This is a genomic window from Lutibacter oceani (genome assembly GCF_003384935.1).
GTDB classification, from domain to species: domain Bacteria; phylum Bacteroidota; class Bacteroidia; order Flavobacteriales; family Flavobacteriaceae; genus Lutibacter; species Lutibacter oceani.
The window spans coordinates 236,678-260,803 of the sequence record NZ_QTTQ01000009.1 but is presented as its reverse complement, the minus strand read 5'-3'; the positions used below and the strand labels follow the sequence as shown (position 1 = coordinate 260,803).

The window sequence follows — 24,126 nt, the reverse complement described above, 5'->3', positions numbered from 1 at the left end:
TATGAAGATTGTAATAAATGACGCTAATATTTTAATAGACTTAGCAAAACTGGAGCTTTTAAATATTTTTTCCAAAATAAATTTTGAATTACATACTACGGATTTTGTAATTGCAGAGTTAAATGATGAACAAAAAACTCCGGTTTTAAAATTAATTAAAAGCGGAAAATTAAAGGTTATACAAACTGATGATGTTATAGATTTTCAAGGAATAACTGAAATACTTGAAAAAAGTAATGGTTTGAGTTTCGAAGATTGTTCCGTATGGTACTATAGTAAAAAGCTAGTAGGTGCTTTGTTGACTGGAGATGGTAAATTAAGAAAACAAGCTACAAAAGAGGGTGTAGAAGTTAGAGGGATAATTTTCATCTTTGATGAACTTTTAAAGCAAAACCTTATAAGTTTTAAAATTGCTATTGAAAAAATTTCACAATTATCACTTTTAAATAATAGATTACCAAAAAGAGAAATTGAATTACGAATAAAATGCTGGAAGAAAGAAAAAAACGTTGGTTAACAAAGGTTAAAAAAACTTCATTATGCTTAATAGGAAAGTTCGATTAATTTTATAAGACAAAACAAACCTTGGGAAAATTAAGATTTCAAAACCTCACCTTTCCCAAGCTTTTTTAACCTTTGATAAAATCAAAAAATGCCTGGATAAAAATAGCTAGGCATTTATCTTTTTCCAAACAACCGTTTCAATACATAAGAAACAAAAAAACTGACCACCGCTCCAATAACTGCCATTATAACTGTAAATAAAATATCGTTAAAACTGATATTAATTATTGTTGAAAACAAAGTACCTCCAACAACACCAGATTTTAATTGTAAATCATTTTGTAGCATCAAAGTCTTAATTTTGGTCTTCGTCAATGTTTTTTTCTTGGTCAGAAACCACAGCTTGGCTTACAGCAGTTGCAACAGTTCCAGCAACCGTTAAATAAGTTGCAATAGTAATTAAAAGTGCAGGCAGACTTATAGGAGCTGCTAAAATAGCACCACCAGTAGTAGCCAAAGCAATGCCGATATTTCGCAGTTTTCTAAAAAATGTTGGAGTTGGTTGTTTTAAACGATCTATAATTTTCATATGTTAAGATTTAATTAGTAAGGTTACTTGTTCTTTTCGGTCAAAAGCTTGGTAGCATATTGAAACTATTTTTTGCAGTGTTATTTTGGATGAAATTCCCTTTCCTAACCCGGAAAGGTGTTGCACTGGTGCAATACATCCTTCCAATTCTTTTCTAGCATCATTTGCAGGATGCAATAAGATCAAACTTCTGCCTTTTACATTTTGAAGCTGAAGATGATGTTTAAACTTTTCAGAGAATCTTGGTTTTAAATTGTATACACCTTCAGGAATACACGAAATAGTTCGCGCATTATTCAACCAGGGCAATTCAATAGTAAAACCTAAAAACCGATCATTGTAAAAAAGGGCACCGTTGGTACCCTCTTTAAAATAGGTTCTTTGTAAAATAAGTTCCACTATAGAGTGTCAACTTTCACAACTGCCAAGGCATTGTATGAACCGTTTTTCAATGGATACATTTGCCCATTTACTTCCTGATAAAACTCAACACCCAACACCTGAATCACAGGAAGCCCTGTATTTGCAGTAACAGCTGTAATCAAATCAATAGCAGCAGTATTTGCGTTATCATAAGGTAAAATAGCAGTTTCATCACTTTCAAAAACGGAAGTTTCACCTTTAAAATCCACTTCTGCAGCACCCGCTACTACTTTAAAATGGGTTGTTCCAGCTGGTGCAGCAATACGCACCTTTGGTGCAAAAGCTGCAATACTCACCGTTGCTTCTCCCGTTACACGGTCAAAAGCATTTACTGAAGGAGCAAACAGCGTTGAACCTAACTTTCCATTGGTGTTAAATTCAAACCCTTGAAATAAACTCAAATCCCCACCTTGAACAGTTCTTGAACCACGCTCATTGACAGCATCGGTTTTCACTATTTTTAAAAGATCAGTTGTTAATCTGCTCACTACTCTTTTATCTTTTGCATTCTGCAAAAGAATTCGAATAGCACTTCGCACTAATTTTCCACCTTTACCGGCAGCTCCAAATTCAGCACCGTTTTCACGCGTTCTTTGAAACGCAGGATCATTTGCAATTCTGGATTTATCCACACCACCTTTTTCGCGGGCAAGATGTCCATCCGAAGTTTTGTAAAAAGAAATACCACCGATAGTTCCCTTTAATTTGATAATACCATTTTGTCTAGCCATAATTACTTAAAATTTTTAATTCTCAACAAATGAACCTATCTTTATAATGAAATTAAAAAATGAAGTCCCATTCCAGCCGATTCTAACTTTTTAGTCCGAAGTAGACCATAGGTGTAGCATAGATGAAGCTAGGATAAAGCATAGATAGTGCATCAAATGAAGATTATACGAGCTTGCATATACCCAAAAGACATTCAGTGCATCACTGGAAGAAGTGAGCGTTATGGACGTAGGCTTTTAAATGATATCAAAATTCATTTTGGGAAGCAGCCTCATCAATTTATCACTTCAGAAGAATTTGCTGAATACAGTGGTATTAAATTAGAAATCGTTACAGAATATCTTCAAAAAGTATCATAGTACAATTCCTTATACTCTATTTTTATATGTTTTAGCATATAAAAATCATATTTAACACTAAATTATACGTAAATACATATAATTTAGTATATTTACATTAAATTATACTTAAAAGCATATAATGAAAGATTTAGCACAGTTTGTAAAAGAACGTAGAAAAGAAGTGAATTTAACTCAGGAAGAATTTGCTGAAAGAACTGGTGTAGCTTTAACAGTCATCCGAAAAATTGAACAGGGAAAAACGAACCTCAATATGGATAAAGTAAATTTGGTGCTAAAAATGTTTGGACACCAATTGGCTCCAGTAAGTTTAAAAGAAAGTAAAGAACCTAATAATTAACCGATGAGAAGTGCTGAAATATTTTACGATACAATCCTTGCCGGAAAATTAGTGGAAACGGATGATGGGGAATACACATTTACATATACAAGTGAATATGTGAAGAACTTTCCCAATCAATTTATCACATTTACGTTACCTGTAAGAAATGAACCTTACAAAAGCAATCGATTATTCGCATTTTTCGAGGGATTAATTCCTGAAGGTTGGTTATTAAATATTGCTTCAAAAAATTGGAAAATAAATCCAAATGACAGAATGGGATTGTTATTAGCATGTTGTCAAAATTGCATTGGAGCTGTAAGTGTTCAACCAATAAAGGAAGAAAATGAAGAATAAGTGTTTATATTGTTATCAAAATTTGACTACTGAAACTGACTATCACGAAAAGTGCAGTCTTATTTTTTTTGGAACAAAGCAAGCTCCAAAACTGGAATATACATTTGATCAAATGTCTGAGTTAGCAAAAAATGTGGTGGAACGTAGTGTTTCAGTCCCTGGAGTTCAGCCTAAATTATCAATGACTTTTAATCAGGAAACAAAAGATCAAAGATTAACTGTTGTAGGTGCTTTAGGAGGAAACTATATTTTTAAGCCACCTTCATTGGAATATCCTGAAATGCCACAAAACGAACATTTAACAATGCGATTGGCTGAATATTTAAAAATCAAGACTGTTCCATCCTCTTTAATCAGATTAAAATCAGGGGAACTTTCATACATCACAAAACGTGTTGATAGAGCCGAAGATGGAAAAAAAATACATATGATTGATATGTTTCAGATAACAGAAGCTTATGATAAATATAAAAGTTCTATGGAAAAAGTTGGCAATGCTTTAGGCCAATTTTCAAGTAATACATTATTAGATAAATTATTCTTTTTTGAATTGACATTATTTAGTTTTTTAACAGGAAACAACGATATGCATTTAAAAAATTTTTCAATGATTGAAAGTGATTCTGGGTGGATTTTATCACCGGCTTATGATTTGTTAAATGTAGCGATTGCAAATCCAGAAGACAAAGAAGAATTAGCATTGACATTATGCGGGAAAAAGAAAAAATTCAGAAAAGTACATTTTGTTCAATTTGGAGAAAATCTTGGTTTAACAACAAAGCAAATCATAACAGTTTTTAACCGTTTTCAAAAAAAGAAAAGTGGAATGATAGAGATGATTCAAAATTCATTCCTATCTAAAAAAATGGAAGTAGCATATACTGAGATTTTAGAAGAACGTTTTTTAAGGTTATTTATCTAAAACGGAATCATAAAATTTAATATGATTTGATACAATTTAATCAGTCAAAAATCGTATATTCATTCTTTAAAAGAAAGTCAATTTCTATTAAACTAATTTAACCTTTATGGTAGTTAAATAACTACCTCAAATTCTTTGATATCTCTTAAATGCTATAAACACTAGGATATTTGAAACAGGTTTGAATCCTGCCGGGGTCACTAACTGAAACTCTAATATTCACAATGATTTATTAGAGTTTTAGGGATTTTTTTATGTAGTTTTATAATATTGGCTTACCCAATTTTATTAATAACGGGGTTAAAAGCTTTAGATGAAACTAAAATTTTATCTCCAATTAGTAGTTGTTCTCCTTCGCTTTCATCGGCAACTACTTTTACAAGATCTTTTCCTATTCTAATGGTTAAAATAAAAATGAAATCCTGTTTTACAATATCAATAATGGTTCCTGTAAATTGAAATTTTGCATTTAATTCTTTATAATTAAAAACTTCATTTGGTGTTCCCTGCCTTATAATTTTTCCATTGTCTAATTCTAATACTTTATCGGACATTCTAAGTATTTCTGAAATATCATGACTTATTAAAAGCGTAGTTAATTTATATTCTTTATGAACTGTTAATATATATTGCTGTAATTTAAAACGAATTTCAGAATCTAAAGCAGAGAGTGGTTCATCCAGCATTAGAATAGAAGGTTTTTGTACTAGAGCTCTTGCCAAAGCAACGCGTTGTTTTTGTCCACCAGAAAGTGTTTCAGGTTTCCGGTTTTGTAATTCGCCTAATTCTATAATTTCAATTAAATGATTTACTATTTTGGTGTCTTGACCTTTGTTTAAAGCAAATAGTAAATTTTCTTTAACATTCATATTTGGAAATAAAGCATAATCCTGAAATACAAATCCTATTTTTCTCTTTTGAGGTTTTAAATTAATGCCATTAATTGTATTTAACCAAGTTATTCCATTTACTTTAATTTCACCTTTGTCTGGACTAAGTAATCCTGCTAAAATTCTAAGAATTGTTGTTTTTCCGGCTCCAGATTTTCCGTAAATAGTTACTAAATTTCCTTTTTCAATAGTGGTATTAATATCCAAAGACATTTCACCTAAAGCTGATGTTAATATTTTTTGGATAGCAATTTCAATCATTCTTTTGTTTTTTTAAATAGCCTCCATTTATTAAATATACTGCAAGTAGGATGCTAAATGTTAAGGCAAAAAGGATTAATGAATAAGTATTAGCGGCATCATAATTTAAAGATTCAACTTCGTCATAAATTGCAATTGATGCAACTTTTGTTTTTCCAGGAATGTTTCCACCAATCATTAAAACAACTCCAAATTCACCAACTGTATGCGCAAATGCAAGTACAATACCTGTTAATAAAGACGATTTAATATTTGGCAGTAATACTTTAAACAATGTTGTAGTTTTTGATTTTCCTAAAACATAAGACATGTCTTTTAACGAACCTGGTAAATTTGAAAATCCAGCTTGAATTGGATGTACCATAAACGGTAAACTATAAATTATAGATGCAATTAATAATCCTTCAAAAGAAAACACAAGGCGTAATCCTAACCAATCGTTTAACCAACTTCCAAAAGAATTAGAAGGGCTAAAGGCTATTAATAAATAAAAACCAATTACAGTTGGAGGTAAAACCAAAGGCATACTTACAAAGGTTTCAAATATGGGTTTTAATTTGGATTTTGTGTGAGCTAGCCAAAAGCCTAGAGGTATAGAAAGTAATAACAACAGAATAGTTGTTATAAAAGCAAGTTTAAAAGTTAATATAAGTGGTTCCCAATCAATCATTCAGAAATCATAATTTCGTTTGTTTTAATCATTGCGGTTACTTCTGTGCCCACTTCTAAGTTTAATTGTTTAACAGCATTTGTTGTAATAATTGAACTAATATTTCCAACGGTTGTTTTTATTTTAAGTTTGCTTAGTAATTCATTAGATTCTAAAGTTTCAATAACTCCTTCAAATTTATTTCTTAAACTTATTTTATCGGTATTTCCTTTGCAAATTATTACTTCAGTTTCTTTAAATACAACAGTTATTGTATTGCCAGTTTTTAAATAAGGTGCAGTTTTTGGTGTGTCAATTACAATTGCTGACATACCAATATTATTTACATTAATACCAATTAGGGTTAAACTTCCGCTAATAGTTAATTTTTCAATATTACCTTTTAAAATATTCATTTAGAAACTAGTTGAATATCCAAATTTATTCAAAATATCTTTCCCTTTTTCTGAAAAAAGAAAATTATAAAACTTTTCTTTTTTTTCATTAGGGCTTGGACCATTTTTTAAAATTACAATACCTTGATTAATAGGAGTATATGTTTTATCCTCAATTGGCACCCAATTTCCTTTATTGTTAACTATTGGAGACAATACAACAGACATGGCTGTAAACCCAATTTCAGCGGCTTTTGTAGTAATAAATTGATTTGTTTGTGCAATGCTTTCGCCAAAAACCAATTTGTTTTGTATGCTATCAAAAATTTGATAATGTTTTAAAACCTGTTCTGTAGCTATTCCATAAGGAGCAGTTTTAGGATTTGCTGAAGCAATGTGTTTTATATTTTTTTGAAGTAATAATGATATTGACGGTTTAATACTATCAACCATAGACCATAATACTAATTTTCCATTGGCATATATGTTTGGTTTTCTTGTGGTAAAGCCATCATTATATAAATCAATTGGATATTTCATATCAGCAGAAACAAAAATATCGTAAGGTGCTCCTTCTTTAATTTGTGCTGTTAATTTACCAGAAGAGCTAATGCTAGTTTCGCAATTAATACCAGTTTCTTTATTGAATTCAATAATTATTTCTTCCATAGCAAATTGCATATTTGCAGCAGTTGCTATTGTAAGTTTATACTTTTTTTGTTGATTACAAGACGGAATTAGAAATAAAATTGAAAATAGAATAATTGTTGCTGAAAAAATAGTTATTTTTTTGTGCATAATTTTAAATAAATGTTCAATTTAAAGTGCTAAGATAATAGCTCTTTTTTAGATTTAATGATTAAAATCATAATTATTTACCTACTAATTTTAGAACTTTAAGGGAATAAATAAATGAATAATTATGAAACGTCTTGAGCCTGTATCGAAAATTATGACAAAGGAGCTTATTACGTTAAGTTTACGTGATGACTTATACAAAGCTGAAAAAATGTTTAAAGAGCATCATATTCGGCATATTCCAGTTGTAAAGAACAGGCATATTGTTGGAATGTTAAGTCTAACGGATTTGAAACGAATTAGTTTCTTAGATTCTTATGATGCTGATGAGATTAAGATTGACAATGCAATTTATAATATGCTAAGTATTGAGCAAATAATGGTTAAAAACCCTATAAAAGTGAATTCTAATATTACTATAAAATCAGTAGTGGAAATATTATCTAAAAATGAATTTCACGCATTACCAGTGGTAGATAATGATATTTTAGTTGGTATTGTAACTACAACAGATATTTTATTGTATTTATTAAAGCAATATGAAATAGAATCAGTTTAACTAGGCGAAACTAAATCTTTTAAATTTGCAATTGTATTTGTTGGATTTTCGCTTTTAAATACAAAACTTCCAGCAACAAAAGCATTTACACCAACTTCAGAGAGTTGTTCAATATTTTGGTCTGTTACGCCACCATCTACTTCAATTAATGCTTTTGAACCGCTAAATTCAATTAAAGCTTGTAATTGTTGCACTTTTTTGTACGTGTTTTCAATAAAACTTTGTCCACCAAAACCAGGGTTTACACTCATTATTAAAACTAAATCCAAATCTTCAATAATATCTTCTAAAACAGCAATTGGAGTATGAGGGTTTAAAGAAACTCCAGCTTTCATTCCTTCTGCCTTTATAGTCTGAACTGTTCTGTGTAAATGAGGACAAGCTTCATAATGCACTGTTAAAATATCAGCTCCTACTTTTTTAAAATCTGAAATAAATTTATCAGGGTTTACAATCATTAAATGAACATCCATTGTTTTTTTTGCATGCTCTTTTATGGCCTTAATCACGGGCATTCCAAAAGAAATATTTGGAACAAAAACACCATCCATAACATCAATATGAAACCAATCGGCTTTACTGTTATTTATCATTTCAATATCTCGTTGTAAGTTTCCAAAATCAGCTGCTAATAATGAAGGTGCAATATATTTGTTCATTTTATGAAGTTTTTATTTTTGCAAAAGTATCATTTATAAATAAAAAACGCTCGAATTTTCGAGCGTTTTTTATTCAATAATCAAAAGGTGAATGTTAATTCACAAGTTGTTATCCTAAATATGTTTTTAATATTTTACTTCTTGAAGTATGTTTTAAACGTCTAATAGCCTTTTCTTTAATTTGGCGAACGCGTTCACGAGTTAAATCAAATGTTTCACCAATTTCTTCTAAAGTCATTGGGTGTGCATCACCTAAACCAAAGTAAAGTTGAACAACATCGGCTTCTCTAGGAGTAAGCGTTTCTAATGCGCGTTCAATTTCAACTTTTAATGATTCATGTAATAATGATTTATCTGGATTTGGAGATTCACCTGTATTTAAAACATCATATAAATTGGAATCTTCACCTTCAATTAAAGGAGCATCCATTGATACGTGACGACCAGAGTTTTTCATAGACTCTTTTACATCATTCACAGTCATGTCTAATTTCTTCGCAATTTCTTCAGCAGAAGGAGGCCTTTCGTTTTCTTGCTCTAAAAAGGCATACATTTTATTGATTTTATTAATAGAACCAATTTTATTTAACGGTAAACGTACAATACGAGATTGCTCAGCTAATGCTTGTAAAATGGATTGACGAATCCACCAAACAGCATAAGAAATAAATTTGAAACCACGCGTTTCATCAAATCGTTTTGCTGCTTTTATTAATCCTAAATTACCTTCATTAATTAAATCAGGTAATGTTAATCCTTGATTTTGATATTGTTTTGCTACAGATACAACAAAACGTAAATTTGCTTTTGTTAATCTTTCTAAAGCAACTTGATCTCCTGCTTTTATTCGTTGTGCTAATTCTACCTCCATTTCGGCAGTAATTAAATCAACTTTTCCAATTTCTTGTAAGTATTTGTCTAATGATGCGGTTTCTCTATTAGTAACCTGTTTTGTTATTTTAAGTTGTCTCATTTAAAAACTAAAATTTTTTGGGTTTATACACAGCGTACATAATATATACGTAGTATTTTTGAAAATGTTACAAAATAAAAGATAAAAAATATTTTTTTGTGACCCTTTAACATAAAAAATGTCTTAAACGTATAATCCAATTAATAATTTTTGAAACCGAATAGTTATATTTAGTAAAAAGGCTCTGTTAGTGGTTTGTAATTGAAAAAGAAATTTAATGAAATTTTAATGGATGTTTTTTTACTAAACCAAATAGAAGAGATACATGGGTTAGTAATTTCAAATTAATGTATGGTTGTAAATAAAAAAGACCCCTCAAAATGAGGAGTCTTTTATTAAATATATTAGAAGAATTATTTTTCTTCTCTTGGTTTTCTATCGTCTCTACGATTATCCCTTCCTCTGTTATCACGTCCTCTATTATCTCTACCTTTATCTCTACTATCTCTTGGAGGTCTTTCTTTAAATCCTTCAGGTTTTGGTAATATAGCTTTTCTAGATACTTTTTCTTTACGAGTTTTAGGATCTTTTCCAAAGTATTTTACATCAAAAACATCACCCATATTAACAACGTCTGTAACATTGTCTGTGCGTTCCCAAGCAAGTTCAGAAATATGTAATAATACTTCATTTCCTGGAGCTTCTGTATATTCTACAACCGCACCAAAATCTAGTATTTTAATTACCTTAACTTCATATATACTACCAACTTGTGGTTTAAATAATAAAGAGTCTATTTTAGCTAAAACAGCATCAATTCCTGCTTGATTTGTTCCTAAAATTTCAACAATACCTTCTTCTGTAACAGGATCTTCATTTATAACTATTGTACAGCCAGTTTCTTTTTGTAATTCTTGAATTACTTTTCCACCAGGACCAATTAAAGCTCCAATAAATTCATTAGGAATAGTTCGTGTTACCATTTTAGGAGCATGTGCTTTAACCTCTGCATTTGGCTGCTCAATAGTATCTGTAATTTTACCTAAAATATGTAAACGACCTTCACGTGCTTGTTTTAGTGCATTTACTAAAATTTCATAGGATAAACCTTTTACTTTAATATCCATTTGACAAGCAGTAATACCATCTGCTGTACCAGTTACTTTAAAGTCCATATCACCTAAATGATCTTCATCACCTAAAATATCACTTAAAACGGCATATCTATCACCGTCGGAAATTAATCCCATAGCAATTCCTGAAACAGGTTTTTTCATTTGTACACCAGCATCCATTAAAGCCATTGTACCTGCACAAACAGTTGCCATTGAAGAAGAACCGTTAGATTCTAATACTTCAGATACAACTCTTACTGTATATGGGCAATCTGCAGGAATCATTCCTTTCAATGCTCTTTGTGCTAAATTTCCGTGTCCAACTTCTCTTCTTGAAGTTCCTCTTAAAGGTCTTGCTTCACCTGTACAAAAAGGAGGGAAGTTATAGTGTAAATAGAATGTTTCCTCACCTTGATAAGTTGGCATATCTATTTGGTTAGCTTCTCTTGAAGTTCCTAGAGTAACCGTAGCTAAAGCTTGAGTTTCACCACGCGTAAAAATTGATGAACCGTGTGTTGAAGGTAAATAATTTACTTCACACCAAATAGGTCTAATTTCAGTAGTTTTTCTTCCATCTAAACGTAAACCTTCACTTAATGTTAATTCACGAACAGCAGTTTTTTGGGCTTTACCAAAATATTTACCAATTAAATCACCATATTCAGCAATTTCTTCTTCACTAAATGAAGCTTTAATTTCTTCTTTTATTTCTGCAAAAGCAGCACTTCTTTCTTGTTTAGAAGTTCCTTGTTTTGCAATGTCGTAACATTTTTGGTAAGCAGCATCATGTATTTTTGAAGCTAATTCTTCATTTTCAGCTTCTGGCTCATATTCACGAGTTTCTCTTTTACCAAAAGATTCTGCAAGTGCAACTTGAGCAGCACATTGTACTTTAATTGCTTCGTGTGCAAACTTAATAGCATCGGCCATTTCTTCTTCGCTACACTCATCCATTTCACCTTCAACCATCATAACAGAATCAGCAGAAGCACCTACCATCATATCAATATCTGCTTGTTCTAATAATGCTCTACTTGGGTTGATAATAAATTCACCATTAACTCTTGCAACACGCACTTCAGAAATTGGTGTTTCAAAAGGAATATCACTTAGTTGAATTACTGCAGAAGCAGCTAAACCAGCTAAAGCATCAGGCATTACATCTTCATCAGAAGACATTAACTGAATCATTACTTGTGTTTCAGCGTGGTAATCTTTTGGGAAAAGCGGACGTAAAACTCTGTCAACTAAACGCATTGTTAATACTTCTGCATCGGTTGGTCTTGCTTCTCTTTTAAAGAATCCACCTGGGTATCTACCAGCAGCAGCAAATTTTTCGCGATAATCTACTGTTAATGGTAAAAAGTCAATTCCTGGACTTGCACTGTAGTTAGAAACTACTGTACATAATAACATGGCATTTCCCATTTGAACAACAACCGATCCGTGCGCTTGTTTTGCTAATTTTCCAGTTTCTAAAGAAATGGTTCTTCCATCTCCTAATTCAATAATTTGTGTATGTACCTTAGGTATCATAAATAATTTTTTAAAATTTAATTAAACAATTGGTTGTTGTTGTGTTGTGTTTACCAATGAAAAGTTTAATTTATGCTTTCTTTAAATAAGATTAATTTAAAAAAAAAGAGGCAATAGTTTTGCCTCTTAATTTGTAAAATTATTTTCTTATTCCTAATTCTTGAATTATCTCACGATATCTTACAATATCAGTTTTAATTAGATAATCAAGTAAATTTCTTCTTTTACCTACTAACTTTACTAATGAACGCTCAGTATTATAATCTTTACGATTTCTTTTTAAGTGTTCAGTTAAGTGGTTAATTCTGAAAGTGAATAAGGCAATTTGCCCTTCTGAAGAACCAGTGTTTGTTGCTGATTCATTGTGTTTTGCAAAAATTTCTGCTTTTTTTTCTTTTGTTAAGTACATGCTAACATTAATTTTTATTAATAATTTTTATGTATTAATTCTGCACTATGCAGCTAATAGTCGGCAAAGATACTATTATTATTTTGATTAACAATTAATTGTATGTAGGAACTTAAATTTATTAAAATTAAACTTTTGTGTTTTTTTGAGGTCTAAGATTATGTCGACAATATTTTAATTAACTATTTAAAATCAAATATTATGAAAATAAATAATTTATATTTTGTATTGCCTTTTATATTTTTAAGCATCCTATTCATAAGTTGTGAAAAAAACGATTCAATTAATATAAGTGAAGTTGAAGAGTCCATTACACAGGAAGAAGCAATTGCTTTAGTTGAAGCAGAAGATATTACGGTTGAATTAGATGCACTTATTGACGATTTTTTTATTGACGACTTTTTAACTGATAGTAAAAGTACTGTAGCAAAGAGTGATGAAAATAACCATGGTTTTATTCCAGACTGTGCTATAAGAACTGTTGTTGAAAGTGGTACTTCTAAAATTGTAACCTTAGATTTTGGTGAAGGTTGCCAATTGCCTAACGGAACTATTTTAGCAGGTAAAATTATAATGAGTTATGTATATGAAATGGAGCCCTCAACAATTTTAATAACACATACTTTTGACGGTTTTTCTTTTAATAATATCCTTGTTGAAGGTGAAAATATTATAAATAAAACAAGAGAAAACAATATTGGAAATCCTGAATCAACTAAAACCATTAGTATTAAAATTACTTGGCCTGACGGAGAATTTATTTCAAAGCGTGGTACTAAAACTAGAGAATGGATTGCAGGTTATGATACTAAAAATTGGGGAGACGATGTATTTTTAATTACTGGAAGTGGAACAAATATTTTTAAAGATGGAACGGAATGCTCCGTTACTATAATAGAACCTTTAAGAAAAGAGATGTCGTGCAGGTTTATTGTAAGTGGAATTATGGAAATTTCTAAAGGAGACAGAAGTGGTGTTTTAAATTTTGGTGATGGTACCTGTGATAATATAGCTGTATTTACAGATAATGAAGGTATTGAAACTGAAATTGTTTTGAAAAAGAGAATGGGAAACTAAATTTTAGTTTTTGGTTAGTTTGGTTAAGAAAAAAGCGAGCATTTAGCTCGCTTTTTTCTATTTTCTAATAGGTAAATTTTCAATTAAATCTATATATAAGTTAATTTGTTTTTTTAAATTTTTACGCTCAATAATTTTGTCTAAAAAACCATGTTCTAATACAAATTCAGATTTTTGAAAACCTGGTGGTAAATCTTTTCCTGTTGTATCTTTTACAACTCTTGGTCCGGCAAATGCTACTAAAGCATTTGGTTCAGCAAAGTTCACATCGCCCAACATTGCATAAGAAGCAGTAGTTCCACCAGTGGTTGGATCTGTACATAATGAAATATATGGAATTTTAGCATCCGCAAGTTGTGCTAGTTTAGCAGAAGTTTTTACCAATTGCATTAACGAATAGGAAGCTTCCATCATTCTGGCACCACCTGATTTGGAAATCATTAAAAAAGGAACTTTATTCTTTATTGAATAATCAATTGCTCGTGAAATTTTTTCTCCAACAACGCTTCCCATTGAACCACCTATAAAAGCAAAATCCATGGCAGCAACAACTAAATCTTTTCCTAAAGATTTTCCAACAGCTGTTCTGACAGCATCTTTTAGTTTTGTTTTTTCGTAAGCCTGTTTTAAACGTTCTGTATATTTTTTGGTATCAGTAAATTTTAAAGGATCTTTTGAAACCATATTTTTATCAAATTCTTTGAATTTGTTATCATCAAAAAGAATTTCAAAATATTCAGAGCTTCCAATTCTAACATGATATCCGTCTTCAGGACTCACATAAAAATTTTCCTTTAATTCGTCAGTGTCTATAATTTTACCGCTAGGTGTTTTGTACCATAACCCTTTAGGTACATCTTTTTTATCTTCAGTTGCGGTTTGAATTCCCTTATCTTTTCTTTTAAACCAAGATGACATATTATTTTGTTTTATGTTGAGAAATAGAAGTGCAAATTACTAAAAAAAATAAAGAGAACATATAAAAATATGCTCTCTTTAAGTATTTAGTTTTTTAAGTATACCTTTTTATAAGGTATCTACACAGTTTAAATCTTTAAAAGCCTGGATTAAACGCGCTTTAAAAGTTTCTTCACCTTTACGTAACCATCCACGTGGGTCGTAGTATTTTTTGTTCGGTTTATCAGCACCTTCAGGGTTACCAATTTGTGTTCTCAAATACTCGATTTTTTCATTCATGTAATCTCTAATTCCTTCAGTAAAAGCAAATTGAAGATCAGTATCAATGTTCATTTTAATTACACCGTAACCAATTGCTTCTCTAATTTCTTCAAGAGAAGAACCTGAACCTCCGTGGAATACAAAATCTACAGGATTAGGCTGAGTTCCGTTTTTCTTTTCAATGTATTTTTGAGAATTGTCTAAAATTTTTGGAGTAAGTTTTACATTTCCTGGTTTGTAAACACCATGAACATTTCCAAAAGAAGCAGCAATTGTAAAATTATCACTTACCTTTTTAAGTTCATCATAGGCATAAGCAACTTCTTCAGGTTGTGTATATAATTTTGAAACATCTACGTCAGAATTATCTACACCATCTTCTTCACCACCAGTAATACCTAACTCAATTTCTAAAGTCATACCCATTTTAGCCATACGAGCTAAGTATGTTTTACAAATTTCAATATTTTCTTCTAAAGGTTCTTCAGATAAATCAATCATATGTGAACTATATAATGGCTTACCCGTTTCTTTAAAAAATTGTTCACCTGCATCTAAAAGTCCATCAATCCAAGGAAGTAATTTTTTAGCACAATGGTCTGTATGTAAAATTACAGGTACTCCGTATGCTTCTGCTAATGTATGAATGTGTTTTGCACCGGCAACACCACCTGCAATGGCTGCTTTTTGGCCTTCATTAGATAATCCTTTTCCTGCATTAAATTGTGCTCCACCATTTGAAAATTGAATAATTACTGGTGAATTTAATTCTTTTGCTGTTTCTAAAACAGTATTAATTGTGTTAGATCCTATAACATTTACAGCTGGTAAAGCGAAATTTTTTGATTTTGCTAATTTGAAAATCTCTTGTACTTCACTTCCAGTTGCTACTCCTGGTTTAATTGAATGACTCATAATATTTTAATTGTATTAATTGTATTATACTTGATTTAACAAAATTAATGAAATATACCTATTAATTTAACTTTGAAAGGAAAAAAAACGAAATCGAAATAGTTTTAAAGGTAAGATTAAAATGGATAACTTATACCAAAATTATATACATTATTTTTAAAATTCACATGTTGAAACCATTTATTATTGCTTAAATAAGGTTCATAGGTTTTAAAACCAAGATCTAATCTTAGTAAAATAAAACTTAAATCGTACCTAATACCAAATCCAGATCCAATTGCAATATCTGATAAAGATTTAAAGCCATTAAATTTTGCTTCTGAAGAGGTTAAGTTAGAGTTTGAAATATCCCAAATATTACCTGCATCAACAAATAATGCACCTTTTACACTATTAATAATTTTAAACCTGTACTCTAAACTGCTAATAAATTTTAAGTTTCCAACGTTATATTCTAACCCGGTTTTTGTTGTTCCTGGTCCCAAATCGTAAATTTTCCAAGCTCTTAAATCGTTTGGTCCTCCTATAAAGTAACTTCTGCTAAATGGTATTGTATTTGAATTTTTATAAGGGATTGCAATACCTAAAAAACTTCTAAAAGCAAGTACATTTTCTAACGATAAATTCCAAAACTTTTTATATTCTAAATCGGTTCTTATATATTGGGCAATAGGAGTATTAAACAAGAGCTTAACATTATTTTCATCTTTATTAGTAGCTAATAAGGTTGTTAAATTCCCTGATGAAACAAACCGTGCCCTAAAAAAAGAAAAATCGGTGTCTTTATAATTTTCACTGTTATTATATGTAAACGTGTATGCGGCTGAAGGTATAAGAACATCTTCTGTTATAATATTATATCGATTTTTTATATTTTGTGCAATTGTAAATTCAGTAGGATTTGTGCTTTCAAAATTAGAATCGATATTAGAATTGATAAATTCAATAACATTTTCTGTAGAAATATCTTCATTAAAATAGTTTGTAGCTATATTTTGAATTTCAATAAATTCAGAATTGTAAATATTGAAATAAGAATTAACATTTAAGTTTTTTATAAACTGGGCATTTAATAATTGAAAACTGTGTTTTTTTGTGTTGGATGATTCCCAAGAATAATCTATAATTCCAGTAAATTTTTGCTTATCTAAACCTATGTTTTTTTGCAAACTTGTACCTACTGTAAAAATGGTTGAAGGAGACATGTTTTTTGGGATAATTTTATCAGGCTTAAATGGAAATAAAATTCTTGGAAGCTCTAATGAAACATCACCACCAACTTCCCAGGCATTTAAAAGTTTATCATTATCTGCTGCATCCTTTGAGTCTAAAAACGAGCCTTGCACAGAGAATTTTAATATTTCTGAACCTTTAAAAATATTTCTATTTAAAAAAGATAATTTACCAGAAATTCCTAATTGTCGTATGTTTGAATGTGTAAGTTCTGTACTTATACCAATTGAATATTTTTTTAATGGAGTTAGATAAATTGAGGCTTCTAAAAAATCATTTTCCAGTTCGTTATATTTTATATCAACAGTTCTAAAATTATTTAAACGCCTTAAATTTTTTCGGGTTAATTCTCGTGTTTCATCCTTATAAATATCATTAGGTTCAATAAATACAGCATTAAGTAATAGTTTAGGGTTGTATCTTAAATTTTTTTGTGTTAGAAATAAATATCCTTTATAATCTATGCTATCCTTTATTGGATTGTCTTTTGTATTGTATGTATAATCGGTATAAATATTAATTTTTTGAATTTTTTGAACTTTAAAAGGAACGTTTGCAATACTATCATTAATAATTAAATCAATATTAGATTTATAATTTGAAGTATCCGCATCAATTAAAATTGCATTTTTATTAAAGCGATAAATTCCAGAATTTCTAAATAATGCTGTTATTCTATTTTGTTCTGCTAAAAACAAAGAATATCTAAACTGTTTCCCTTTTTTTATAAGAGACTCTTTTTGGCTTAACATATAAATTGAGTCTAGTACTTTAGATTCAATATTAGTTGTAATACTATCCAGTTTGTAAGGTTTATCTGTAATTACAACATAGTTAACTGCTGCTTTTTTGTTTTTTAAAAATTTAACGTCATAATTTACATTTACATTAAAATACCCTTCATTATGATAAACGCTAGTTAAATTTTCAACAGTTTGTGATGCTTTCTTAGTATCAAGTATTACAGGTTCTTCACCATTTGTTAGCCACCAATTATGGGTGCTTTTTTTAAAGTTGAATAATCCTTTTGTTTGTTTTTCAGAAAATACTTTGGTAATAAAATTTGAAGTGTTGGGATGGTTGTTTTTCCATTCCTCAAAATCAGGTTCAAAATTTTTGTTTCCAATATTATAAAAATGAAGTGGAAAAGGAACCCCAAGTACTAATTGATTTGGGCGTTGTACTATATAATCGTTTATTTCGTCATCAACATTTTTCTTGTCATTAACATAAATAGTGTTTTTAGAAAGTAAGTATTCATTTTCAGAAACATACTTTACAGTATTACAAGATGAAAAACCTAAAGTTATACTTAATAAAATTATTAATATTATAAAATTGTTTTTCAAAAAATAAGAGTTTAAATTTGTTTCAAATGTAAAACTTTTCGAGGTATTACCCAATTACTATTTTATAAATGCATATATGAGTTTAAGTAAAAATCAACTAAAATTAATAACGAGCTTAGGTCAAAAAAAGTACAGGGTAATTCATAATTTATTTATTGCTGAAGGAACAAAAGTTGTAAATGAATTTTTAAACTCATCTTTTCAGTTAGAAGCCCTTTTTTGTGTTGATGATTCTGAATATAAAAATTGTAATAATATAACGTTAATTTCAAAAACTGAATTAAAAAAAATAAGTAAACTTTCAGCGCCAAACAATGTATTGGCAATTTTTAAAATTCCAACTGCAAAAAGTATTGAAAATGAAGGGCTTGTTTTGGTGTTAGATGAATTAAATGATCCTGGAAATTTAGGGACAATAATTAGGCTAAGCGATTGGTTTGGTGTAAAGCAAATAGTATGCTCTAAAAATACTGTAGATTGTTATAATGCTAAAGTGGTACAGGCCTCTATGGGATCTTTATCCAGAGTTAATATAACTTATACAGATTTAGAAACTTACTTAAAAAATTCTGAAAAGCCAAAATTTGCTTCATTAATGGAGGGTGAGAATGTTTATAAAACTAAATTGCCTAAAGATGCCATTTTAGTAATGGGAAATGAGGCAAATGGTATTAGTAAAGATGTTTTAAATTTGCTGGATAATTCAGTTTCAATACCGAGATTTGGTAATTTAAAACAAACAGAAAGTTTAAATGTTGCAACTGCTACAGCAATTTTATTAAGTGAGTTTAAGCGTTTAACTTAGTGGAATGCAAATTTTATAAATATTCCTCTTGTTCCAAAATAATCAACATTACCTGTCCACGGACTATTTGGGTCATAATCTTTAACCAATTCGTTATTAATTGCAAAAATACCTCTTATTGATGGTGAAAAAATAAAGTATGGTAAATAAAAATCTACGCCAGCACCAATTTCATAAGTGAAATTATTTTTTTTCATTCTGAATTCTCCATTAGAGTTATCATCAGGATTGTCTTGGTTACTTGAAAAATTATAATCGTAAGACACTCCACCAATTAAGTAAGGGCGAAAGTTATAAAGCCTGTCAGTACTTAATTTTAATAATAATGGAATTCTTAAATAAGTAGCATTAACATTTCTTATACTATCTTTTGGTCCACCAGAAATATTGGTAAATGCCAATTCTTTGGTGTTGCTAGATAAACCCGGCTCAATTCTTAAATTAATATTTTTGTGAATGCGTAAATCACCAATTAAACCAACATTAAACCCGGCAGAAGGTGTTACATTTATAAAAGTCCCTTCTGTTTTATAGGTTATTTTATAATCCTTCATATTTAAGCCTAAATAATATCCCCAAAAAATAGTTTGTTTGTCCCAGTTCTGTTTGTAAGTAACAATATCTCTTGATTGTGCTTTTAAACCGGATATTATAAAAATAAATATAATTGCTAAAACTATTTTTTTCATACATTATTTCTTTGCTATATATATTGAAGCTACCCCAAATGTTTGTGGTTTGTTTTCAATATTTATAAACCCAATTTTTTCTAAAATATTGTTGAAAGCTTTTCCGTGTGGAAAAGAAGCTGCAGAATCTGATAAATATTTGTAAGCGGATTTGTCTTTTGAAAATAACTTACCTATAAAAGGTAAAATTTTTGTAGAATAAAATTTATATCCTTGTTTGTAAGGTGTTTTGGTAGGGACTGAAGTTTCTAATACAACAAACGTTCCTGTTGGTTTTAAAACGCGATAAATTTCAGACAATCCTTTTTCTAAATTTTCAAAATTTCGAACTCCAAAAGCAACAGTAATGGCATCAAAATAATTAGTTTCAAAAGGGATATTCTCAGAATCACCAAAAACCATTTCTATTTGGTTGTTAAGTTGTAATTTTTCTATTTTTTTACGCCCTACATTTAACATTCCTTCAGAAATATCTAATCCAATTATTTTAGAAGCATTTGTTTTTGTTAGGTTAATAGCCAAATCACCAGTTCCGGTTGCAATATCTAATATTTTATCTGGATTAGATTTTCCAACTATTTTAACAACCTTTTTACGCCATTTAATATCTATTCCAAAGGAAATAACACGATTTAAACCATCGTATTCTTTAGAAATAGTATCAAACATTTTAGCAACTTGCTCTTTTTTTCCTAGTTCGGAATCTTTGTAGGGTTTTACTTTTTCTGCCATAAATAAATTAGTAGTTTACTGCTACAACTTCTTCAATTTTACCAGGAATTAATTGTTTTAACATATTTTCAATTCCGTTTTTTAAAGTAATTGTTGATGATGGACAACCGCTACAAGCACCTTGTAAAATTACACTTACAACTTTTTCTTCTTCATTATAGGATTGAAATAAAATATTTCCTCCATCTGCAGCTACAGCAGGTCTTATATATTCATCTAAAATACTGATTATTTGTTTTGAAACATCATCTAAATTTTCAGCGTTATCTGTAGTGTTTTTATTTTGAGATGGTGTTGCGTTTTGGGTTGTAATTTCAGTAACAATTATTTTTCCTTCTGCAACAAATTGTTTAATGAAACTTCTAATTTCATTGGTAACTTCGTTCCATTCAATCACATCAAATTTAGTTATTGAAACATAGTTTTCGGAAATAAATACTTCTTTTACAAACGGAAAATTATATAATTCTGTAGCTAAAGGTGAGTTTTTTGCTTCTTCAATATTTTTATATTCTAAATCACTTTCTACCAAACGTTTATTGGAAACAAATTTTAATACAGAAGGGTTAGGTGTTACTTCGGCATAAACTTCAACAGGTATTAATTTTTTTGTGGTTTCTTCTAAAATTAATTTACCGCCTTTGTTTAAATAACTTTCAATTTGTTCTTTTACCTCTTCTTGTACGTCAGTCCATTCAACAATAGAAAAGCGTTCTAAAGCAATAAAATTTGCAGAAATTAAAACACGTTTTATAAATGGTAAATGAAATAATTGTTGAGCTAAAGGTGAGTTTTTAGCTTCATCAATAGTATTATATTCGTGACTGCCACTTGTTAAAATACTATTAGCTGTTAATTTAATAATAGTATTTGTAGTTGTTTGATTTATAGTTAAAGAAATATGTTCCATTTTTATAAAATATTTGTGCAAAAGTACTAAAACAAATTTAGGTTTTAGATTAAAATTAAAAAACGCCTCTTTATAAGGAGGCGTTAGTAATTATATGTAATTAAAATTAAATGTTTAGTACTAAAGTTGCTGTTATTTTTGAATTATCAATATCAAGTTCCGCGGCATTTACCTGGTTGTATTGCGGGTAAAAATTATAAGCACCGGTATTTGAATCTTTTTGATAAGAAAAATCTAATTTTCCTCCTCTAAATTTATACCCAGCACCAATTGAAAAGCCTTCAATATTATCAGAATCTAATGCGTTTTTATATGGAGATTTTTCAATATGGTATCCGCCTCTTAAAGAAACATTGTCAAATCTCCATTCGGTACCAATTCTAAGCTCTCCAGCGCTTTCTAAATCGGTTTTAAAAGATTGGTTTTCTGCTGAAAAATTTGAATTACTTAATTTAATATCGCTGTAATTTTTATAAATATAATCAACACTTATTAAACCTTGTTTATTAAAAATATATGCAAAACTGCCCGTAAATTTACTTGGAGTTTTTAATTTGTAGTCAAATTTGTTTATTCCTGAGTAATCAGTTATCAACTCATCTGTATTACTATAATATACTTCCAAATCTGAATCTAAATAATCTTCAGAAAGATTGTACCAAACAGGTGATTTATAGGCTAAACCTAGGCGAAGATTTTCATTTGGTTTTGAAATTAATCCGAAGTTAAAAGAAAATCCTTCTCCAAAAGTAAAAAGTTCTTGTATTAAAGATGCATCTAAATTATTTCCATTGCCATCATTATTATATTCTTCTAATAAAATTTGTTGGTAATGCTCAACGTCATAGGTGCTTATTGATGCTCCTACATATAAATTGTTATTATACTCAGAGGCAAATGTAAATGTGTATTTACTGTTTTTACCATCTGTTAAATTTTCAAAGTATTGTCCATCAGAATTTAAATACATAATATTTTCGTCATTTGGATCTTCAATCCAAGTTGGATAATTACTATTTCCATTCGCTATCCAAAAATTTTCAAAGTCATTTGCTAAGCTATAATTAAAACCCAAAGCAATTTTTCCCCAATTAGAATTTTGGCTATACGTATTAAAAACAAATACCCCACCAGATTGGGTTATATCGGCATTATCTGATTCTGAAAACTCATTATTACCATAATAATTTGATGTAGTTTCAATAGTATTTGCGCCAAATGTTAGTGCAAACTCACTTTTTAAAAATACAGCGGCACCTGCAGGATTCATTTCTAAAGATGATAAATCTCCACCTAAAGCTCCAAATGCTCCACTCATTGCATTAAAACGTGCAGTACCATTTATGTTTTCTTTTGAAAACAACACGCCAATATCATTATAACCTAAAGTTTGGGCATTCGAAATGAAAGCAACACAAAGCATTGCAGCTAAAAATAATTTTTTCATAATGTTAAAGAATTATTATTTGAATATTTTAAAATTTAATTTCTTCTGGATGAACCTCTTGATGAAGAAGATCTTGACGGTGTTGATGAGCTTCTTGATGGGGAAGAACTCGTTGAATAAGACCTACTACTATTACTAGATGAGGAATTTGATGTGTTGTAACTTTGGGTGTTTGAAGAACTATTTTTAGGTGGAGCATAATTTTTTGTAGCGCTTCTAGTAGTAGCGGTTCTTGTTGTACTCCTTGCAGTGCTTCTGTTGTTATTAGAAACAGCTCTTTGATTTGAACGTACCCTGTTATTAGGAATATAATTTACATTTCTATTTCTTACAGGGTTATTAGTACTATATCTTTCTGTTGATGGCGTGTTATAATAAGCCGTATTTCTTCTTGTTCTTGTTGAAGATTGTCTTGTTGGAGAAGTACTTCTTGTTGAAGAACTTCTTTGAATAGTATTATTTGTTGATCTTGAAGGTTCTCTATTTACAGATCTATTTATGGAACTATTATTTCTATTAATTGATCTAACATTAGTATTTGCATTTGCAGATGTTGATCTTCTTGTAGAATTAGTTGTTACGCTATTAGTTGAATTTGTAGTACTTCTTCTGCTTATGGCAGAATTGTAGCTACTTGTTCGCCTTGAATTTGTATTGTAAGCTGTTCTTTTACCATAGCTATCATATCTGTTATAGTTATTATTTGCATAATAATTATAAGGATTGTAACCATAATAGTTGCTGTATCTATAATATGGATTGTTATAATAATTGTAGAAACTATATCCATAATAATCATTATAAAAATCATTATAATACCAAGGTCTGTAATAACTCCAAGGGCTATTATATCTCCAAGGGCTGTAATAGTTGTAGTAATAAGGGTAGTAATTATATGAATAGTTGTAATAAAAAGGGTTGTGCCAGTAATATCCATAACTTCCATAGCCGGCATCAATATTAATTGTTACATTGTCTGTATATTCCCATGGTTGGTAATTGTCTGCATATAAGGAATCAGTTTCATAAGTATCATCATAATAATAATCATCTATATCAGTAAAAATATCCTCTTCACCAACATATTGAATTTCTTCTAATTGACGAGAAAAATAACTTTTATCAAATTCAGATTCATCAACAATAATAATATCGTCCTCCTCTTGTTGATTATTAGAAGTGTAAATTCCGTCATCGTCATAATTGTAGGCACTTTGATAAGTTCCACAAGAATATAAACTAATAAAAAGAATAAAAAGCAGTCCTATTTTAGAACCTTTTCGGTTAAAGATTTTTGAAACTTCCATAATCAATTAAAATTTTTATTGTTAACTATTCAAAAAAAACTAATTTTGTCGAAATTAGCATTTTCTATTTAAAAAGATGCAATATTTATGC

28 protein-coding genes are annotated in these 24,126 nt (G+C 29.6%); 8 read left to right on the top strand and 20 right to left on the bottom strand.

Annotation, left to right across the window (positions count from 1 at the left end):
* The first annotated feature begins 1 nt into the window (after position 1).
* Positions 2–517, top strand: coding sequence for a PIN domain-containing protein (locus BX611_RS01295; RefSeq protein WP_115877687.1), 516 nt, complete (start codon positions 2–4; stop codon positions 515–517).
* Positions 518–678: 161 nt separating this feature from the next.
* Here BX611_RS01295 and BX611_RS14985 read toward each other — a convergent pair whose 3' ends face one another.
* Genes BX611_RS14985 through BX611_RS01280 form a run of 4 tightly spaced genes read right to left on the bottom strand, consistent with a single transcriptional unit; the run spans position 679 to position 2,247 of the window.
* A complete protein-coding gene (locus BX611_RS14985) occupies positions 679–852 on the bottom strand; it encodes a hypothetical protein (protein ID WP_162880005.1) in 174 nt (57 codons plus the stop codon).
* A gap of 7 nt (positions 853–859) precedes the next feature.
* Complete coding sequence (locus tag BX611_RS01290) at positions 860–1,093, bottom strand: hypothetical protein (protein WP_115877686.1); 234 nt, start codon at positions 1,091–1,093, stop codon at positions 860–862.
* A 3-nt stretch (positions 1,094–1,096) separates the two neighbouring features.
* Complete coding sequence (locus tag BX611_RS01285; protein ID WP_115877685.1) at positions 1,097–1,492, bottom strand: DUF5675 family protein; 396 nt, start codon at positions 1,490–1,492, stop codon at positions 1,097–1,099.
* Positions 1,492–2,247: a hypothetical protein gene (locus tag BX611_RS01280; RefSeq protein WP_115877684.1), complete on the bottom strand. Its 756-nt coding sequence runs from the start codon at positions 2,245–2,247 to the stop codon at positions 1,492–1,494. The genes BX611_RS01285 and BX611_RS01280 overlap by 1 nt, the downstream gene beginning before the upstream one ends.
* Before the next feature lie 156 nt (positions 2,248–2,403).
* Between BX611_RS01280 and BX611_RS01275 the strand changes: the two genes are divergently transcribed.
* The 4 genes from BX611_RS01275 (at position 2,404) to BX611_RS01260 (ending at position 4,208) form a co-directional block, all read left to right on the top strand.
* Positions 2,404–2,607, top strand: a complete 204-nt coding sequence (locus BX611_RS01275; protein WP_115878895.1) for a hypothetical protein — start codon at positions 2,404–2,406, stop codon at positions 2,605–2,607.
* A 121-nt stretch (positions 2,608–2,728) separates the two neighbouring features.
* Positions 2,729–2,947 (top strand): type II toxin-antitoxin system Y4mF family antitoxin, encoded by a 219-nt coding sequence (locus tag BX611_RS01270; RefSeq protein ID WP_115877683.1) that lies wholly within the window; start codon positions 2,729–2,731, stop codon positions 2,945–2,947.
* A gap of 3 nt (positions 2,948–2,950) precedes the next feature.
* Positions 2,951–3,286: a HipA N-terminal domain-containing protein gene (locus tag BX611_RS01265; RefSeq protein WP_115877682.1), complete on the top strand. Its 336-nt coding sequence runs from the start codon at positions 2,951–2,953 to the stop codon at positions 3,284–3,286.
* Positions 3,276–4,208 carry a HipA domain-containing protein gene (locus BX611_RS01260; RefSeq protein ID WP_115877681.1) on the top strand — a complete coding sequence of 311 codons (933 nt, stop codon included), beginning with the start codon at positions 3,276–3,278 and terminating at the stop codon, positions 4,206–4,208. The genes BX611_RS01265 and BX611_RS01260 overlap by 11 nt, the downstream gene beginning before the upstream one ends.
* A 275-nt stretch (positions 4,209–4,483) precedes the next feature.
* Here BX611_RS01260 and BX611_RS01255 read toward each other — a convergent pair whose 3' ends face one another.
* The 4 genes from BX611_RS01255 to modA are packed head-to-tail and all read right to left on the bottom strand — an operon-like array spanning position 4,484 to position 7,201.
* Positions 4,484–5,359, bottom strand: a complete 876-nt coding sequence (locus BX611_RS01255) for a sulfate/molybdate ABC transporter ATP-binding protein (protein ID WP_115877680.1) — start codon at positions 5,357–5,359, stop codon at positions 4,484–4,486.
* Complete coding sequence (modB, locus tag BX611_RS01250) at positions 5,352–6,029, bottom strand: molybdate ABC transporter permease subunit (protein WP_115877679.1); 678 nt, start codon at positions 6,027–6,029, stop codon at positions 5,352–5,354. Before modB ends, BX611_RS01255 begins: the two co-directional genes overlap by 8 nt.
* Complete coding sequence (locus tag BX611_RS01245; protein WP_115877678.1) at positions 6,026–6,424, bottom strand: TOBE domain-containing protein; 399 nt, start codon at positions 6,422–6,424, stop codon at positions 6,026–6,028. The genes modB and BX611_RS01245 overlap by 4 nt, the downstream gene beginning before the upstream one ends.
* Positions 6,425–7,201: a molybdate ABC transporter substrate-binding protein gene (gene modA, locus BX611_RS01240; RefSeq protein ID WP_115877677.1), complete on the bottom strand. Its 777-nt coding sequence runs from the start codon at positions 7,199–7,201 to the stop codon at positions 6,425–6,427.
* Positions 7,202–7,325: 124 nt separating this feature from the next.
* Here modA and BX611_RS01235 point away from each other — a divergent pair, with 124 nt between their 5' ends.
* Positions 7,326–7,760, top strand: coding sequence for a CBS domain-containing protein (locus BX611_RS01235; RefSeq protein ID WP_115877676.1), 435 nt, complete (start codon positions 7,326–7,328; stop codon positions 7,758–7,760).
* Here the strand turns inward: BX611_RS01235 and rpe are convergent.
* The 4 genes from rpe to rpsO all read right to left on the bottom strand — a co-directional run bounded on the left by rpe (position 7,757) and on the right by rpsO (position 12,392).
* Complete coding sequence (gene rpe, locus BX611_RS01230; protein WP_115877675.1) at positions 7,757–8,419, bottom strand: ribulose-phosphate 3-epimerase; 663 nt, start codon at positions 8,417–8,419, stop codon at positions 7,757–7,759. The genes BX611_RS01235 and rpe overlap by 4 nt on opposite strands.
* A 109-nt stretch (positions 8,420–8,528) precedes the next feature.
* Complete coding sequence (locus BX611_RS01225) at positions 8,529–9,392, bottom strand: sigma-70 family RNA polymerase sigma factor (protein WP_115877674.1); 864 nt, start codon at positions 9,390–9,392, stop codon at positions 8,529–8,531.
* Positions 9,393–9,745: 353 nt separating this feature from the next.
* On the bottom strand, positions 9,746–11,983 hold the full coding sequence (locus BX611_RS01220; protein WP_115877673.1) for a polyribonucleotide nucleotidyltransferase: 2,238 nt from the start codon (positions 11,981–11,983) through the stop codon (positions 9,746–9,748).
* A gap of 139 nt (positions 11,984–12,122) precedes the next feature.
* A complete protein-coding gene (gene rpsO, locus BX611_RS01215; RefSeq protein WP_115877672.1) occupies positions 12,123–12,392 on the bottom strand; it encodes a 30S ribosomal protein S15 in 270 nt (89 codons plus the stop codon).
* A gap of 201 nt (positions 12,393–12,593) precedes the next feature.
* Here rpsO and BX611_RS01210 point away from each other — a divergent pair, with 201 nt between their 5' ends.
* The gene (locus tag BX611_RS01210; RefSeq protein WP_115877671.1) at positions 12,594–13,469 is read left to right on the top strand and encodes a hypothetical protein; all 876 of its coding nucleotides are present in this window, start codon (positions 12,594–12,596) and stop codon (positions 13,467–13,469) included.
* A gap of 57 nt (positions 13,470–13,526) precedes the next feature.
* On the opposite strand, the gene accD is transcribed toward BX611_RS01210, so the two are convergent.
* From accD to tamL, 3 genes are all read right to left on the bottom strand, one after another.
* The gene (gene accD, locus BX611_RS01205) at positions 13,527–14,387 is read right to left on the bottom strand and encodes an acetyl-CoA carboxylase, carboxyltransferase subunit beta (RefSeq protein WP_115877670.1); all 861 of its coding nucleotides are present in this window, start codon (positions 14,385–14,387) and stop codon (positions 13,527–13,529) included.
* Positions 14,388–14,495: 108 nt separating this feature from the next.
* Complete coding sequence (gene fbaA / locus BX611_RS01200; protein WP_115877669.1) at positions 14,496–15,563, bottom strand: class II fructose-bisphosphate aldolase; 1,068 nt, start codon at positions 15,561–15,563, stop codon at positions 14,496–14,498.
* 116 nt (positions 15,564–15,679) lie between these two features.
* The gene (tamL, locus tag BX611_RS01195; RefSeq protein WP_240324953.1) at positions 15,680–18,145 is read right to left on the bottom strand and encodes a translocation and assembly module lipoprotein TamL; all 2,466 of its coding nucleotides are present in this window, start codon (positions 18,143–18,145) and stop codon (positions 15,680–15,682) included.
* Between the two features lie 76 nt (positions 18,146–18,221).
* Here tamL and BX611_RS01190 point away from each other — a divergent pair, with 76 nt between their 5' ends.
* The gene (locus tag BX611_RS01190) at positions 18,222–18,950 is read left to right on the top strand and encodes a TrmH family RNA methyltransferase (RefSeq protein WP_115877668.1); all 729 of its coding nucleotides are present in this window, start codon (positions 18,222–18,224) and stop codon (positions 18,948–18,950) included.
* On the opposite strand, the gene porT is transcribed toward BX611_RS01190, so the two are convergent.
* The 5 genes from porT to BX611_RS01165 form a co-directional block, all read right to left on the bottom strand.
* Positions 18,947–19,639, bottom strand: a complete 693-nt coding sequence (gene porT, locus BX611_RS01185) for a type IX secretion/gliding motility protein PorT/SprT (protein WP_115877667.1) — start codon at positions 19,637–19,639, stop codon at positions 18,947–18,949. The genes BX611_RS01190 and porT overlap by 4 nt on opposite strands.
* 3 nt (positions 19,640–19,642) lie before the next feature.
* Positions 19,643–20,371, bottom strand: coding sequence for a bifunctional demethylmenaquinone methyltransferase/2-methoxy-6-polyprenyl-1,4-benzoquinol methylase UbiE (gene ubiE, locus BX611_RS01180; RefSeq protein WP_115877666.1), 729 nt, complete (start codon positions 20,369–20,371; stop codon positions 19,643–19,645).
* Between the two features lie 7 nt (positions 20,372–20,378).
* Entirely contained in the window at positions 20,379–21,281 is a 903-nt protein-coding gene (locus BX611_RS01175) for a NifU family protein (RefSeq protein ID WP_115877665.1), read from the bottom strand.
* Positions 21,282–21,387: 106 nt separating this feature from the next.
* Positions 21,388–22,728, bottom strand: coding sequence for an OmpP1/FadL family transporter (locus tag BX611_RS01170; RefSeq protein WP_115877664.1), 1,341 nt, complete (start codon positions 22,726–22,728; stop codon positions 21,388–21,390).
* Positions 22,729–22,763: 35 nt separating this feature from the next.
* Positions 22,764–24,035 (bottom strand): hypothetical protein, encoded by a 1,272-nt coding sequence (locus BX611_RS01165; RefSeq protein ID WP_115877663.1) that lies wholly within the window; start codon positions 24,033–24,035, stop codon positions 22,764–22,766.
* Positions 24,036–24,126: the final 91 nt, after the last annotated feature.